We start from the raw sequence: 15,386 nt of genomic DNA, 5'->3' as shown, positions 1-15,386 counted from the left end.
CATCGGCATCCGCAGCGTCCGCTGCCCTCGCAGGACCCTTTCAAGAAGTCAAACCCTATGGACCTCCAGATCGCCCTCCTGCTGGGGCAGGACGGCATCGTCAACGGTGCCGTCTACGGACTCATGGCACTGGCCCTGGTGCTGGTGTTCTCGGTCACGCGCGTGATCTTCATCCCGCAGGGCGAGTTCGTCGCCTTCGCGGCGCTGTCGATGGCGCTGCTGCAATCCGGGCGCACGCCGGCGAGCCTGTGGCTGCTGCTGGCGCTGGCCGCGGTGGTGCTGGCGCTGGAGGCCTGGCGCGCGCAGCGCGGCGCCACGGTGGACTGGCGCTCGACGCTGCTGTGGTGCGTCGCCAGCCCCGCCGCTGCCGTGGCGCTGGTGTCGCTCAAGCCCGAGGGGCAGGTGCTGCAGGCGCTGACGGTGCTGCTGCTGATCACGCCGCTGGGCCCGCTGCTGTATCGCCTGGCCTACCGGCCGCTGGCGCGCGCCAGCGTGCTGATGCTGCTGATCGTCTCGGTGGCGCTGCATGGCGTGATGGTGGGCCTGGGGCTGCTGTTCTTCGGCGCCGAGGGCTCGCGCACCAGCGCCTTTTCCGAGCTGCGCATGGACGTGGGCGGGCTGACCATCACCGGGCAGTCGCTGGTGGTGGTGGGCACGGCGCTGGCGCTGGTGGTGGCGATGTTCGTGTTCTTCGAGCGCTCCATCGTCGGCAAGGCGCTGCGCGCCACGGCCATGAACCGCGTGGGCGCGCGGCTCATGGGCATTCCCACCGAACTGTCCGGAGACCTCAGCTTCGCGCTGGCCGGGCTCATCGGCGCGGTGGCCGGGCTGCTGGTGGCGCCGATCACGACCGTCTATTACGACACGGGCTTCCTCATCGGCCTCAAGGGCTTCGTCGCCGCCATCGTGGGCGGACTGGCGAGCTACCCGCTGGCGCTGGCCGGCGCGCTGCTGGTGGGGCAGCTGGAAGCCTTCGCATCCTTCTGGTCCAGCGCCTTCAAGGAAGTGCTGGTATTCACGCTGATCATCCCGGTGCTGTGGTGGCGCAGCCTGCGCAGCCACCACGTGGAGGAAGACGAATGAGCACGTCCCCGATCGTCTCCAAGCCCGCGGCGGAAGCGACGCCCGCGCGCGCCGGCGGCCTGACCACCCGGCACCTGGTGCTGGCAGCGGTGGCGCTGCTGCTGGCCTCCTGGGGCTTCTTGCCCGAGTTCAGCGTCACGCTGCTCAACTACATCGGCCTGTATGCGCTGGTGGCGCTGGGGCTGGTGATGCTCACCGGCGTGGGCGGCATGACCAGCTTCGGCCAGGCCGCCTTCGTCGGCCTGGGCGCCTACGCCACGGCCTGGGCCTGCACCTCGCCGCAGGCGGCTGCCGTGCTGGGCGGCCTGCCGCCGGCGCTGCTGCCCTGGGCCGGGCTGGCGCTGGGCCTGGCCATCACTTTCGCGGTGGCCTGGTTCCTGGGCTCGATCACGCTGAAACTCTCGGGCCACTACCTGCCGCTGTGCACCATCGCCTGGGGCCTGAGCCTGTACTTCCTGTTCGGCAACCTGGAGTGGCTGGGCGGGCACACGGGCCTCTCGGGCGTGCCGCCGCTGGTGGTGTTCGGCTACTCGCTGGCCTCGCCGCGGGTGCTGGGGCTGCTGATCTGGGCGGTGCTGCTGCTGGCGCTGTGGGCGCTGAACAACCTGCTGGACTCGCGCGAGGGCCGCGCCATCCGCGCGCTCAAGGGCGGGCGCGTCATGGCCGAGTCGATGGGCGTGGACACGGGGCGGCAGCGGATAAAACTGTTCGTGCTGGCGGCGCTGCTGGCCGCGATCTCGGGCTGGCTGTACGCGCACCTGCAGCGCTTCGTGAACCCGACGCCGTTCAGCCTGCACATCGGCATCGAGTACCTGTTCATGGCCGTGGTCGGGGGCGCCGGGCACCTGTGGGGCGCGGTGCTGGGCGCGGCGCTGATCACGCTGCTCAAGGAGCAGCTGCAGGACTGGCTGCCGCGGCTGCTGGGCAGCAGCGGCAACTTCGAGGTCATCGTCTTCGGGCTGCTGATGCTGGTGGTGCTGCAGCGCTTTGCCGACGGGCTGTGGCCGCAACTGGCGGCGCGCGTGCGGCGCTGGGTGCGCCCGGCGCCGGCGTCGCTGCCCGTGCCCGCCGCGCTGCCGCAGCGCACGCTGCCCGCGCGCGGCGAGGTGGTGCTGCAGGCCCATGCCATGACCAAGCGCTTCGGCGGGCTGGTGGCCAACAACGCGGTGGACCTGACGGTGCGCGCCGGCGAGATCCTGGCGCTGATCGGCCCCAACGGCGCGGGCAAGAGCACCTTCTTCAACATGATCTCGGGCGTGGACGACCCCAGCAGCGGCGAGGTGCGGCTGATGGGCCAGGCCATGACGGGCAAGCCCTCGCGCGAGTTCGCGGCGCTGGGCCTGTCGCGCAGCTTCCAGCATGTGCGCCTGCTGGGGCAGCGCTCGGTGCTGGAGAACGTCGCGGTGGGCGCGCACCGGCGCGCGCATCGCGGCTGGATCGCCTCCATGCTGCGCCTGGACCGTGCCGAGGAGGCCGCGGTGCTGGCCGAGGCGCGGCGCCAGATCGAGCGCGTGGGGCTCGGCGCCCACATGGACACGCCGGCCGCCTCACTGGCGCTGGGCCAGCAGCGCATCGTCGAGATCGCGCGCGCGCTGGCGAGCCAGCCCGCGGTGCTGCTGCTCGACGAGCCCGCCGCGGGCCTGCGCCACCTGGAGAAGCAGGCGCTGGCCAAGCTGCTCGATCAACTCCGGGCCGAGGGCCTGGGCATCCTGGTGGTGGAACACGACATGGAGTTCGTCATGAACCTGGCCGACCGCGTCACGGTGCTGGAGTTCGGCACCGTCATCGCCGAGGGCACGCCCGCACAGGTGCAGGGCAACCAGCGCGTGCTCGACGCCTACCTGGGCGGCGCCGACGACCAGGGAGCGGCAGCATGAGCGTGGCCGACGTGAAGGGCATGAACGGCGCTGCGTCGTTGCCGCAGCCGCTGCTGGAACTCCAGGGCTTCTGCGTCTCCTACGGCGAGGTCGAGGCGGTGCACCGCGTGGACCTGGCGGTGGGTCAGGGAGAGATCGTCACCGTCATCGGGCCCAACGGCGCGGGCAAGACGACGCTGCTGTCGGCGACGATGGGGCTGCTGCCCTCGCGCGGCGAGCTGCGGCTCGCGGGCGAGACCATCGCGCGGCCGAGCGTGGAGAAGATGGTGGCGCACGGCGTGGCGCTGGTGCCGGAGAAGCGCGAGCTCTTCGCCGAGATGTCGGTGGAGGACAACCTGCTGCTGGGCGGCTTCAGCCGCTGGCGGCGCGGGCAGCGCGACCAGAAGGCGCGCATGCAGGAGGTGTTCGAGCTGTTTCCGCGCCTGCACGAGCGCCGCGCGCAGCTGGCCGGCACGCTCTCCGGCGGCGAGCGGCAGATGCTGGCCATCGGCCGCGCGCTGATGGCGCGCCCGAAGCTGCTGATGCTCGACGAGCCCTCGCTGGGCCTGGCGCCGCTGATCGTGCGCGAGGTGCTGCGCATCGTGGCCTCGCTGCGAGAGCTGGGCGTGTCGGTGCTGCTGGTGGAGCAGAACGCGCGCGCGGCGCTGCAGGTGGCGGACCGCGCCTACGTGCTGGAGATGGGCGCCGTGGCGCTGACCGGCGTGGCGGCGGAGCTGCTGCACGACCGCCGCATCATCGACACGTACCTGGGACTCGGCACCAAGAAGGCGGCCTGACTGTCGGCGCAGGACTGCCGGGACGTTGGGCGAAGGCTTGGTAGGAGGCCCGCTTGCGGGCCGAATCCGCAGCCTGGGCAGGGTTCGGCCCGCAAGCGGGCCTCCTACCGGCTCCGGCCAGCCGCCCGTTGTTTCACCGGCTGGAACGAATAGGTTTCAGTCAGCCTGCAAGCTGGGACCAGCGTCTCAGGGTTCATGCATTCGCTCCCGCCTGCGGGAACTGGCTGTTCTGATCATTTGAGAGGAGACCACCCCCATGACCCCCGTCCTCCAGAGCTTCATCGCCGGCCGCTGGCTCGGCCAGGAAGCGGCGCAGACCCTGCGCAGCGCCGTCAACGGCCGGCCCGTGGCGGCCACGCATGGCGAGCGTCCCGACTTCGGCGAGGCCGTCGCCTACGCGCGCCGCACCGGCCTGGCGAACCTGCTGGCGCTCGACTTCCAGCAGCGCGCCGCCCGGCTCAAGGCGCTGGCGAAATTCCTGGCCGAGCATAAGGAAGAGCTCTACGCGATTTCGGCGCACACCGGCGCGACGCGCGCGGACAGCTGGATCGACGTCGAGGGCGGCACCGGCACGCTCTTCGCCTACGCCAGCATCGGCAGCAACGAGCTGCCGTCGGGCAACCTGCTGCACGAGGGGCCGGCGCTGCCGCTGGGCAAGCAGGGCCACTTCGCCGGCACGCACATCCTGGTGCCGCGCGGCGGCGTGGCGGTGCACATCAACGCCTTCAACTTCCCCATCTGGGGGCTGCTCGAAAAATTCGCGCCCAGCTTCCTGGCGGGCCTGCCCTGCATCGGCAAGCCGGCCACGGCCACGAGCTACGTGACCGAGGCGCTGGTGCGGCTGATCGAGCGCTCGGGGCTGCTGCCCGCGGGCGCGCTGCAGCTCGTCATCGGCAGCACCGGCGACCTGCTCGACCGCCTGGAAGGCTCGGACATGGTGACCTTCACCGGCTCGGCCGACACGGCAGCGAAGTTGCGCGTGCATCCGAACCTGGTGCGCCACTCGGTGCCCTTCAATGCCGAGGCGGATTCGCTCAACTGCGCCGTGCTGGCGCCCGACGTGACGCCCGACGACGAGGAGTTCCAGCTCTTCGTCAAGGAGGTGGCGCGGGAGATGACGGTGAAAGCCGGACAGAAGTGCACCGCCATCCGCCGCGCCATCGTGCCGCGCGGCATGCTCGACGCCGTGGCTTCCGCGCTGCGGGATCGGCTGCGCAAGACCAGCGTGGGCGACCCGGCCATCGAGGGCGTGCGCATGGGTGCGCTGGCCTCGCACGAGCAGCTGCGCGACGTGGGCGCGCAGGTGGAGAAGCTGCTGCAGGGCGCGGAGCTGGTGTTCGGCGCGCGCGACGGCTTTACTCTGCAAGGCGAGGGCGTGTCCGAGGGCGCGTTCTTCGCGCCGACGCTGCTGCTGAGCCGCGACCCGCTCCACCACGACGCGGCGCACGACGTGGAGGCCTTCGGGCCGGTGAGCACGCTCATGCCGTACGACGGGCTGGACGAGGCGCTGCAGCTGGCTGCGCGCGGGCGCGGCTCGCTGGTGGGCACGCTGGTGACGAAGGACCCGGCCACGGCCGCGCGCTTCATCCCGGTGGCCGCGGCGCTGCACGGGCGGCTGCTGGTGCTCGATGCCGAGGCGGCCAAGGAATCCACGGGGCATGGCTCGCCTTTGCCGGCGCTCAAGCACGGCGGTCCAGGGCGTGCGGGTGGTGGGGAAGAGCTCGGCGGACTGCGCTCTGTAAAACACTGCCTGCAGCGTGCGGCGGTGCAGGGCTCGCCGACCATGCTCACGGCCGTGACGGGCGAGTACGTGCGCGGCGCGAAGGTGAGCGAGAGCGAGGTGCACCCGTTCCGCCGCCACTTCGAGGACTTGCAGATCGGGCACTCGCTGCTGACGCACCGGCGCACGGTGACGGAGGCCGACATCGTCGCCTTCGGCGGCATCTCGGGCGATTTCTTCTACATGCACTTCGACGAGATCGCGGCCAAGGACACGGCCTTCGGCCAGCGCATCGCGCACGGCTACTTCGTGCTGTCGGCGGCGGCGGGGCTGTTCGTGTCGCCGGCGCCGGGGCCGGTGCTGGCCAACTACGGGCTCGACGCGCTGCGCTTCGTCAAGCCCGTGGCCATCGGCGACACCATCCAGGCGCGGCTCACGGCCAAGCGCAAGATCGACCGCAACAAGGTCGATGCCCAGGGCCGGGGCCAGGGCGTGGTGGCCTGGGACGTGCAGGTGACGAACCAGCACGGCGAGCTGGTGGCGAGCTACGACATCCTGACGCTGGTGGCCAAGCGGGGCTGAGGGCGGCGCGGCCGTGGCGTCTGCCATCGGGACAAAGCTCCCATGCCGGGCCGGACAAAACGACCGGGTCCGAAGTCGAAAGCTCCGGTGCGGCCGCGGCGGTGCCTGCCTACGATGGGTCCATCGATGCCCTGGTGACTGCAGCCCGGCATCAATCGTGTTGACCCAGGGGACGCGCGGGGCCCGCAGCCCGCGCTTGCTCGGCCGGTGCCGCGAGGCACCGGCCTTTTTCATGGCCGCGTGGCCTCGCGCCGGCTCAGGGCCGGGCGATCGGCACCGACGTCACCGCGTTGCGCGCGGCGTCGTAGCTGAAGCCGCTGCCTGCGATGCCGCGCACGGTGAAGGTGGTGGCGGTGCGCAGCCGGTTGATGGCGGCGCTGGTGACGCTGCACAGCCCGGCGCTGCCGGTGGTGCAGGTGAAGCCGGTGCCGCCCAGCGTGAAGTCGCCGCTGACGGTGGCGCCGGGCACGGCCGCGCCGGCGCCGTCGCGTACGGTGATGGTGGCCACCGCGCGCCAGCCCTTGGCGTCGGTCCAGGCGCTGCCGGAGAGCGCGCCCACCGAAACCGCCAGCGGCGCCGCGGCCTCGGCCGTGAAGTCCACGCGCTCCACGACCATCACCGAGGCGGTTGCGGGAGCGACCACGTAGCTGCTGCTCCACGGCTCGGCGCCGACCGTGCCCCAGTGGTTGAGCATGATCTTGCCCGCCACGCGCGGCAGCGGGCCGCGGCTGCCGGTCTCCTCGTGCACCAGCACGCCGTCCACGAACCACTGCAGCCGCTGCGCGCTCCAGCGGAAGGCGTAGTCGTGGGGGGCGGCCGAGGCGTCGAAGCCCAGGCTCACGACGGTGGGGTGCTGGACGCCGTCGGTCCAGTAATTGATCCACAGCCGCGTCGGGTCGTCGCCCAGGATCTCCACGTCGATCTCGTCATGCGCCGTGCCGTCGCTGGGGCCGGTGTAGGTGAAGAAGGCGCTGACCGTGCCCGGCACGTTCGAGGCCTTCATCCGCGCCTGGTACAGGCCGTAGCCGTGGCTCTGCCAGCTGCGGTATTCGCCCGAGACCGCGGGCAGCCCGGTGAGGCCGAGCAGGTCGGCTTCGAGACGGATCTGCATCGCGCCGCCGCCAAAGCCGATCTGGCCCGGGTGCCAGCCGTTGAGGAACGGCGCGCCGTTGTTCCACTGCGCCGCCTGCCAGCGGTTCGCGTCGAAGGCATCGAGGTCGTCGCTGAAGCTGGCGCCGGTGCCCGTGCCCGTGATGGCCTTGGCCTGCTCGGTGCCGGCCGCCGCGCCGGCGACCCGCGGCACGGACATGGCGGGTGAGGCCCCGGCCCGTGCTGCTTGTGCTGCCTGCGACACCTGGACCTCCTGCGCCGGCTCCATGGCGCTCTGCGCCGAGCCGCCGCCGCAACCCGCCACGGCCCACAGCGCGGCGGCACACATCCACAACTCCCTCTTCACGGCTCCCTCGCTCTCGAATCGATGATTTGCCGGTTCATCGACCCGCTGATCGGCGCTTCGAGAGCCGCGCCGCGTGTTAAAGCCCGCGACGTGAAGTCGTTAACGGTTGTTAACGAAATGTCGGCATGTTGCGGTTTTCCGGCCTTCAGCTTCTCGCCCTCCTGCCGTGGCGCTGGTCAAGGCGCCGCCAGGCCCAGGGCCGTCTCCAGCGCGCGGCACAGCGCCTGCAGCCGGGGACGCTGCGGAAAGCGCGCCGCAACCTGCGCGCAGCGGCGCGGCGTGTCGGCGCTGGACAGCAGCGCCTGCAGCCGCCGCTGCAGCCGGGCGGCGCCGATCGACGCGGCCGGCAACACGGCGCCCACGCCGAGCGCGCGCACGCGCGCGGCGTTGTCGAACTGGTCCCAGGCGAAGGGCGTCACCAGCTGCGGCACGCCGGCGCGCAGCGCCTCGGCGGTGGTGCCGATGCCGCCGTGGTGGACGAGCGCGGCGGCATGCGGCAGCAGCCGCGCCAGCGGCACGTAGGGCAGCCACAGCACGGTGTCGGGCAGGGTGGCCGGGACCTGCGTGCGGTGCCGGGTCAGGAACACGGCGCGGCGCCTCAGGCACTGCGCGGCCCGCAGCGCGGCGTCGAAGAGCCGGCCGGCGTGGGTGTTGCCCGTGCCGGGGGTGACCACCAGCGGCGGGCTGCCGGCCTCCAGGAAGGCGGCCAGCGGCGGCGGCGTGGGGGCGTCGGCGCCGGCGTCGTAGAGAGGGAAGTCGCCCTGCAGCAGCGGCCGCGGCCAGTCGGGCTGGGGCGGGGCGAACCAGTCGGGAAACAGCGCCAGCGACAGCTCCGGGAGGGCCTGCATGTGGGGCAGGAAGCTTTGCCCAAGCGCCGGCAGACCCAGCTCGGCGCGTGCCGCCGCCAGCGCGGTGGCGGCGTGCGGATCGACCAGCGCGCGGTCGAGCAGCCGCCACAGCGCGCCGCGCACGGGCGGGGGCACCCAGCGCGGAACGGCCACGGGGCCGAGCTGCAGCGGGCCGTGGCGGCTGCGCAGGTTCGAGGGCGCCAGCCAGGTGCCGACCAGGCGGGCCCCTGAACCCTTTTCCCGGGCCAGGGCGGCGGCGGGCAGGGCGAGCGGGTGGCCGATGACGACCAGCGGCGCGCTGCCCTGAAACGCCATGAAGGCATGAAACCCTTCCAGCAGCACCGCCTGGTAGCGCCCGAACATCACCTTGAAGCCGCGGCGCGGGTGCCACAGGTCGGGGTTGGCGATGACGCGCTCGTACTCCTCGTGCGTGCCCAGGCCGGTGAAGGGCAGGCCGGTGGGTGCCACCAGGTCGGCATGGGCGGCGGGGCCGACGATGTCCACCCGGCGGCCGAGGGCCTGCAGCGCCCGGGCCAGGGCCATGAAGGGATGCATGTCGCCGGTGGAGCCGGCGGTGGCGAGGACGTAGCGGGGCGGGGCGGCGGGCATGGCGGCGGGCGGGCACGGCGCGCGCGGCGCGGCTTGCGCCGCGGCGGCAGCGGACCCTAGCATCCGGCGGACCCTCGGCCGCTGGGGCCGAAGCCGTACAGGAGAGTTGCCGAACATGGACAAGCCCGGCCGCGAGCACCGCGACGCCTACCGCGCCTGGTGCGACATCACCACGCGCTGGATGGACAACGACGTCTATGCGCACGTGAACAACGTCGTCTACTACAGCTGGTTCGACACCGCGGTGAACGGCCACCTCATCGAGCAGGGCGTGCTCGACTACGCCGCCGGGCAGACGGTGGGGCTGGTGGTGGAGACGGGTTGCCGCTACTTCGCGCCGATCGCCTTCCCGGACCGCGTGCGCGCCGGGCTGCGCGTGGCGCACCTGGGCAACTCCAGCGTGCGCTACGAGGTCGGGCTGTTCCGCAACGAGGACGCCGAAGCTGCGGCGCAGGGCCACTTCGTGCACGTGTACGTGGACCGCGTCACGCGCCGCCCGGTGCCGCTGCCCGACGCGCTGCGCGCGGTGCTGCAGCGGCTGCGCACGGACGGCTGAGACGAAAAAAACGGGCCCTGGCGGGCCCGTTTCGCATGCGCGGCGGAAGCTCGGAGTCGCGGGCCGGCTGTCAGAGCTGCGGCGTGCACGCGGGCAGGCTGGTCGGGCAGGTGGTGGCCAGGCCGCCGGCGGCGTCCTTCGGGAAGCTCGCCGACCTGAACATCGCCAGCACGTTGTTGTAGGGCACCAGCGGTTGCGTCTGCACCTTGTTCCAGAAGATGTAGTTGGCCTTCAGGCGGTCGCGCGCGTAGGCGTAGAGGTCCGTCACCGCCGGCGGGTTGTAGGGGCCGTACTGGTAGGTGGTGAAGTAGTTCTCGCCCTGCACCGACGGGCCCAGCGGCACCTTGCCCGCGGCCGTGTCGTAGAACGGGTAGGTGGAGAGGTCGAGCGCCGGGTCGTTGAGGAAGGTGTCCGGGCCGCCCAGGCCCACGCCGTTGTTGATGGCGTTGTTGACCAGGTTGGGCAGGTAGATGCGCGGGAAGTTGAAGAACTGCAGCACCACCGTGTTGGGGAAGGCCTGGCGCGTGGCGTTGTTCATCAGCGCCAGGTTGTCGAAGTAGCCCTGCTTCTGCGCGCTGGTCAGCGGCACCACGGCGTTGCCGAAGGCGGTCTCGTTGAAGGAGATGCTGTCGAAGGTGTTGTCGGCGTTGTAGCGCTGGCCCAGCGCCTGGGTCAGCGCGATGAGGCGGTCGCGCACGCCGGGCACCCAAATCGCCATGTTCTCGCCGGTGGTGGACTCGGTGCCCAGCGTGTCCCGGCCGTCGATGAGGATGCGGTAGACGCCGCCCTCGTACTCGTCGGTGCGCAGGTAGTCAGGAAGCGCGCGCGAGCCGGCCGCGAAGGCCTTGGTGCCCACCAGGATCGCCAGCTTCTTGCCCGAGGCGCGGGCGAAGGCCAGGTCGCGCTCGATGCGGGAGAAGTCGTAGTTGCCCTTGGTCGGCTCCAGGTCGCGCCACTGGTAGCGCATCTGCACGCCGCGCACGTTGGGCAGCGCGGCGATCTCGCTGAAGGTGCGGTTGATCATGAACTCGCCCGCACCCGCGTTGAGCTGGATGTAGTGGCCGGGGTTCCACTTCACGCGGTTGTCGCCGGGCGGCAGCGTCTTGGACGCTTCCGTCGCGGCCACCATGGCCGTGGCGCCGGCGGACGCCGGCGTGTCACCGCCGCCACCGCAAGCCGCCAGCAGCACGAGAGCCGAAGCCAGGGAGCCGGCCAGCGCCGGGCGCAATTGAAGTCGATGGGTATTCACGATGGTTCTTCCAGCAATATTTCAGGGCAGCCCCCCTCAGGGCCGGTGCCGGATTTGTCGGGGTCGATCGGCGCAAAAAGCATTTATTGGCCGCGGGTCCCGGATTGATTTCCCGCCTCTGTGTTTTCAGAAGCAGCCTTATTCAGGCGACACAAGCAACTTATCGACGAACTGTAAAAAGCTGTTAGATGTGTGTTTGTTAAAATAAGTAGACCAAGTAACCTACAGTAATTTGCTGATGTGGTGACGACATGGCGGCGGATTCATGAATCAGGCGCCCTGGCACCGTGCTGGTACGTTGATCGCAGGGCCATGCGGGGTGTGGAAGGTCGAAGTTCCCGGCATCGACGGGCATGTGTTGCGCTGGATCAAGGTCGCCCTGGATACATTGGCCGCGGGATGCCTTCTCGTCTTGCAATGGGGAAGTTACAGAAAGCGTGTCAGAAACGGGTATCCCGGTTACATGGAATTCGGTTTTCGAGGTGAGGTTCGTTCCTTCAAGGCTGACCGGTGAGTGATTTGCCGTTGCCATCGGTGCCCGGAAATCGGCCTGCCGGTGGAGCAGCCCGTTCAAACCAATGCCTTTCACTGGAATACCCGTCGAGGCCGCGTCGGGAAATTCGGCACCGGGGATGCCGGCGGCATCGGAGGCACCGGACGCGGCGCTCCGCAGGAAGCCGTGGCGGCGGCGTGCTGCCACCGCCGCCCGGTCCTGCACCGGCCCCGCATCCTGGTTGCAAATGAGAATGATTCGCGATAATGTGCCGTATCGGCGCCGCCGGCGCAGCAGCAAGGAACGCACTTGGACCGCGAAGACATCGACCCGGACCTGGACCTGGCACCCGAGCCGGAACGCGACCCGGACCCGGCCGCCGGCTGCGCGCCGCGCACGCTGGCGCGGGCCGGGGTGGGGAAGGTGCTGCATTGCGCCGACTGCGGCCAGGTGCATCTGCAGCTGGGCCCGGTGACGCTGCGCCTGACCGTCGAGGCCTTCGCCGAGATGGCGGGGCTGGTGCAGTCGGCCGGCCGCGCGCTGCGGGCGCCGGACGCGGGCATCGGCGCCGCGGGCACGGCCGCCGTGGCCGCGCCGGTCCTGCACTGACACGGGAGCCGCCTGAACATGTGTGCCGAGCACCGTCCCGCGGCGCTGTCCGCGCTGCTGTCCCTGTCCCTGCCCGAGCGCCATGCGCGGGCGGCCGCCGAGGCGGGCTTCGCGCGCGGCTCGCGCCGGCGCCGGCTGTGGGACCTCGCGCCCACGGCCTTCTGCCCGGTGGTGGGCGTGTGCCTGCCCCTGCCGCTGCTGCGCCGCCTGGCCGAGAAGCTGCTCGGCGCGGCCGTGCCTGCCGACGACTACGAGCTGCACCTGGCCGCGGTGCAGGAATGCAAGTCGCGCACGCCGCTGGCCGAGCGGGTGCAGCGCGAGCTCGACGAGCGCTTCGCCGCGGCGCTGGGCGCGGCCCAGCGCTGCAAGTCGGCACCGGCGCTGGCGCAGTGGTGGCGCGAGCGCCTGGACGAGGGCGTGACGGTGCCCGCGGCCTTTTGGGCGGTGCTCACACACGGGCACTGCGACGCCGTGCTGGAGGAGCGGGTGCTGCGCGACGTGCACATGCTGCAGCACCAGGCCGGCGCGGCCGAGCGCGTGGACCGCGCGCGCTTTGCCGAGCTGGCGCGCGAGCACGGCGTGCTGGTGCGCGAGCTGGCCGCGGCGCAGCAGCGCAGCACGCAGGCGCTGGCGCAGCGCGCGGCCAGCATCGAGCAGCTCTCGGCCGAGCTGGTGCGGCTGCGCGCGGCGCTGATCACGCGCGACACGGCGCTGCAGGCCGCGCGGATGGAGCTGGAGGAATTGCGCCGCGGCATGCCCGACCTGGGCACGCGGCGCGCGCAGGCCGAGCAGATCACGCGCCAGCGCGCGCGCATCGAGGCGCTGGAGCGCCGCCTGGCCGAGGGCCGGCGCGCGGCGGCGTCCGAGCCGGCCTGCGCCGCCGCCGGCACGCCGGCGCCGCCCGGCGCGCCGGTTCGCGCCGTGGTGATGGCGCTGCCCGTGGCGCCGCGGCTGCGCGACCGCTCGGTGCTGTGCGTGGGCGGGCGCGCCGGCAGCGTGCCGGTGTACCGGCAGCTGGTGGAGCGCACCGGCGGGCAGTTCCTGCACCACGACGGCGGCGAGGAGGAGAACAGCGCGCAGCTCGAATCCAGCCTCGCGGCGGCAGACCTCGTGATCTGCCAGACCGGCTGCATCAGCCACGGCGCCTACTGGCGCGTGAAGGACCACTGCAAGCGCACCGGCAAGCAGTGCGTGTTCGTGGACAAGCCCAGCGCCGCCGGGCTGCTGCGCGGCCTGCGCGAGGCGGCGCAGCGGCTCGAGCCGGCCGAGGAGGCGCAGGCCCGCGAAGCACGTGCCACGACCGTTCCGGACTCAACCACCCGGGCCTGAGCGCGGGGCCCTGTGCCGGTGCCAGGTGCGCTCGGGGCAAGCCCGATGCCCGCGGCGCGCCTGCCGGGGGCCTGCCACAGCCCCGGCGTGCCCGCTGCCCGCATCCGGGCGGTGCGGCGCGGTTGATCCGGCCGCACCCGCTGGGCACAGTGAATCGGCCGGGCGCCCGCGCGACGCGGGCGCCCGTGTCGCATCACTCAATCCCAACGAGGAGTCGGTCCATGGTTGTACGGAAAGTCCGGTCCCCGGCCTTGTCGCGGTTGCGCCGCGCGCTGCTGCTGGCCTGCGGCGGCGCGGTGGCGGTGCCGGCCGCATCGGCGGCGGCGGCGGCGCAGGTCGGCGTCGAGCTGAAGCTGGGCACGCTGCCGGCGCTGCCCCCGGGCCTGCTGCGCCAGCAGGCGGTGGTCGCGGTGTCGAACCCCTATGGCGCCGAGGCCGGGGCGCAGGTGCTGGAGAAGGGCGGCAACGCCATCGACGCGGCGGTGGCCGTCGCCTACGCCCTCAACGTCGTCGAGCCCCAGTCGGCGGGCATCGGCGGCGGCGGCTTCATGATGATCCACCATGCCGCCAGCGGCAAAACCTTCTACATCGACAGCCGCGAGAAGGCACCCGCCGGCGCGACGCCGGCCATGTTCACGAAGCTGTCCAACCCCTCGCTGCAGGGCGTGGCCGTGGGCGTGCCGGGCATGGTGCGCGGCACGGCGCTGGCGCTGGAGCGCTGGGGCAACCTGCCGCTGCACCAGGTGCTCAAGCCCGCCATCAAGCTCGCCGACAAGGGCTTCAACGCCACGCCGCGCTATGCCGACCCCAGCGTCGCGTGCAATGCGCGCGCGCAGAACTCGCCCGAGGCGGCGGCCTTCTTCTGCCCCGGCGGCAAGCCGCCGGCGGTGGGGCAGCTCATCACCAACAAGCCGCTGGCCGGGACGTTGCGCCTCATCGCCGCGCACGGGCCCGACTGCTTCTACCTGTACCTGCCGGCCAAGGGCTGCGACATCGCCCGGGGCATCGTCGAGGGCCAGAAGTTCAAGCGCGCGCCGCAGTTGCCCGGCGAGACCGAGGGCCGCGGCGGCAGCATGACCTACGCCGACCTGGCCGGCTACCGGGCGGCGCTGCGCGCGCCGGTGGAGGCGCGCTACCGCGGCTACACCGTCAAGGCGATGTCGCCGCCGTCGTCGGGCGGGCTCACGCTGCTGCAGGTGCTGGAGATGCTGGAGCGCTTCCCGCTGGGCGACCCGGCGCAGGGCTACGGCTGGGGCGGCGTCAAGACCGCCAACCTGATGGCCGACGCGCTGCGCGTCGCCTTTGCCGACCGCGCCGTGTGGATGGGCGACGCCGACTTCGTGTCGGTGCCGGGCCGCGGGCTGCTGGCGCCGCAGTACACGGCGCTGCGCGGCGCGGCGCTGCTGCCGGGCGTGCGCCTGGCGCCCAACCCGGAGTCGGGCGATCCGCGCCCCTACCAGTGGAGCGGCATCAAGCCGGTCAGGCCGCTGGCCGTGGCCGCGCCCATCGACGGCCCCGGCGAAACCACTACGCACTTCGCCGTGGCCGACCGCTGGGGCAACTTCGTCTCCTACACCAACACCATCGAGTCCTCGCACGGCATCGGCGTGTTCGCCGGCTACCGCAAGCCCGATGGTTCGTTCCGCAACCACGGCTTCCTGCTCAACAACGAGCTCACCGACTTCAACCTCGCGCCCACCACCAACCCCTGGACCCAGGGCGCGGGCTACAACGACGTCGAGCCGGGCAAGCGCCCGCGCAGCAGCATGACGCCGACGATGATCTTCCGCGCCGACGGCACACCGCTGCTGGCCTTCGGCTCGCCCGGGGGCTCGACCATCATCAGCTCGGTGCTCAACGTCACGCTCAACCTCATCGACCACGGCATGACGCTGCAGCAGGCCATCGACGCGCGGCGCCTGGCCGTCACCGGCGTCGGGCCCACGGTGCAACTGGAAGCGGGGCATCCCGCCGCCGCCGGCCTGGCCGCGCTGGGCTACACCGTCAACCCGGCCGACATCGGCTCGGTGCAGGCCGTGGGCATCGACCCCAGGACCGGCCGCTACTACGGCGGCGCCGACAAGCGCCGCGAGGGCACCGTGATCGTGCTGCCGCGCGGCAAGCCGCTGCTGCCGGCGCTGGGCGACCTGCTGGCGCCCTGAGGCCCCGGCTCCCATTGCACAATCCCGGGAGTCAATG

General features: G+C 72.0%; 12 protein-coding genes. 8 read left to right on the top strand and 4 right to left on the bottom strand.

Going from position 1 to position 15,386, the window contains the following annotated elements; all coding sequences use genetic code 11:
- Nucleotides 1-57: 57 nt before the first annotated feature.
- The 4 genes from FJ694_RS15090 to paaZ all read left to right on the top strand — a co-directional run bounded on the left by FJ694_RS15090 (nucleotide 58) and on the right by paaZ (nucleotide 6,038).
- Nucleotides 58-1,083: a branched-chain amino acid ABC transporter permease gene (locus FJ694_RS15090; RefSeq protein ID WP_157268067.1), complete on the top strand. Its 1,026-nt coding sequence runs from the start codon at nucleotides 58-60 to the stop codon at nucleotides 1,081-1,083.
- A complete protein-coding gene (locus FJ694_RS15085; protein WP_157268066.1) occupies nucleotides 1,080-2,960 on the top strand; it encodes a branched-chain amino acid ABC transporter ATP-binding protein/permease in 1,881 nt (626 codons plus the stop codon). Before FJ694_RS15090 ends, FJ694_RS15085 begins: the two co-directional genes overlap by 4 nt.
- The gene (locus FJ694_RS15080) at nucleotides 2,957-3,736 is read left to right on the top strand and encodes an ABC transporter ATP-binding protein (protein WP_375140219.1); all 780 of its coding nucleotides are present in this window, start codon (nucleotides 2,957-2,959) and stop codon (nucleotides 3,734-3,736) included. Before FJ694_RS15085 ends, FJ694_RS15080 begins: the two co-directional genes overlap by 4 nt.
- Before the next feature lie 256 nt (nucleotides 3,737-3,992).
- Nucleotides 3,993-6,038: a phenylacetic acid degradation bifunctional protein PaaZ gene (gene paaZ / locus FJ694_RS15075; protein WP_157268065.1), complete on the top strand. Its 2,046-nt coding sequence runs from the start codon at nucleotides 3,993-3,995 to the stop codon at nucleotides 6,036-6,038.
- A 256-nt stretch (nucleotides 6,039-6,294) separates the two neighbouring features.
- On the opposite strand, the gene FJ694_RS15070 is transcribed toward paaZ, so the two are convergent.
- Both FJ694_RS15070 and FJ694_RS15065 read right to left on the bottom strand, forming a co-directional pair.
- Nucleotides 6,295-7,476, bottom strand: a complete 1,182-nt coding sequence (locus FJ694_RS15070) for a family 16 glycosylhydrolase (RefSeq protein ID WP_157268064.1) — start codon at nucleotides 7,474-7,476, stop codon at nucleotides 6,295-6,297.
- Between the two features lie 194 nt (nucleotides 7,477-7,670).
- A complete protein-coding gene (locus FJ694_RS15065) occupies nucleotides 7,671-8,951 on the bottom strand; it encodes a nucleotide disphospho-sugar-binding domain-containing protein (RefSeq protein ID WP_198320845.1) in 1,281 nt (426 codons plus the stop codon).
- Nucleotides 8,952-9,066: 115 nt separating this feature from the next.
- Here FJ694_RS15065 and FJ694_RS15060 point away from each other — a divergent pair, with 115 nt between their 5' ends.
- The gene (locus FJ694_RS15060; RefSeq protein WP_157268062.1) at nucleotides 9,067-9,507 is read left to right on the top strand and encodes an acyl-CoA thioesterase; all 441 of its coding nucleotides are present in this window, start codon (nucleotides 9,067-9,069) and stop codon (nucleotides 9,505-9,507) included.
- 70 nt (nucleotides 9,508-9,577) lie between these two features.
- Here FJ694_RS15060 and FJ694_RS15055 read toward each other — a convergent pair whose 3' ends face one another.
- The gene (locus FJ694_RS15055) at nucleotides 9,578-10,756 is read right to left on the bottom strand and encodes a hypothetical protein (protein ID WP_157268061.1); all 1,179 of its coding nucleotides are present in this window, start codon (nucleotides 10,754-10,756) and stop codon (nucleotides 9,578-9,580) included.
- Between the two features lie 199 nt (nucleotides 10,757-10,955).
- The gene (locus FJ694_RS15050; RefSeq protein ID WP_157268060.1) at nucleotides 10,956-11,549 is read right to left on the bottom strand and encodes a hypothetical protein; all 594 of its coding nucleotides are present in this window, start codon (nucleotides 11,547-11,549) and stop codon (nucleotides 10,956-10,958) included.
- A 9-nt stretch (nucleotides 11,550-11,558) separates the two neighbouring features.
- Here FJ694_RS15050 and FJ694_RS15045 point away from each other — a divergent pair, with 9 nt between their 5' ends.
- The 3 genes from FJ694_RS15045 to ggt all read left to right on the top strand — a co-directional run bounded on the left by FJ694_RS15045 (nucleotide 11,559) and on the right by ggt (nucleotide 15,349).
- Nucleotides 11,559-11,858 (top strand): hypothetical protein, encoded by a 300-nt coding sequence (locus FJ694_RS15045; protein WP_157268059.1) that lies wholly within the window; start codon nucleotides 11,559-11,561, stop codon nucleotides 11,856-11,858.
- An 18-nt stretch (nucleotides 11,859-11,876) separates the two neighbouring features.
- Nucleotides 11,877-13,187 (top strand): DUF2325 domain-containing protein, encoded by a 1,311-nt coding sequence (locus tag FJ694_RS15040; RefSeq protein WP_157268058.1) that lies wholly within the window; start codon nucleotides 11,877-11,879, stop codon nucleotides 13,185-13,187.
- 221 nt (nucleotides 13,188-13,408) lie between these two features.
- Entirely contained in the window at nucleotides 13,409-15,349 is a 1,941-nt protein-coding gene (gene ggt, locus FJ694_RS15035; RefSeq protein WP_157268057.1) for a gamma-glutamyltransferase, read from the top strand.
- Nucleotides 15,350-15,386: the final 37 nt, after the last annotated feature.

The sequence above is a fragment of the Azohydromonas aeria genome (assembly GCF_009760915.1).
Lineage (GTDB): Bacteria > Pseudomonadota > Gammaproteobacteria > Burkholderiales > Burkholderiaceae_C > Azohydromonas > Azohydromonas aeria.
Note: the sequence above shows the minus strand (reverse complement) of the source record. Positions and strands in the feature narration are given on the sequence as shown.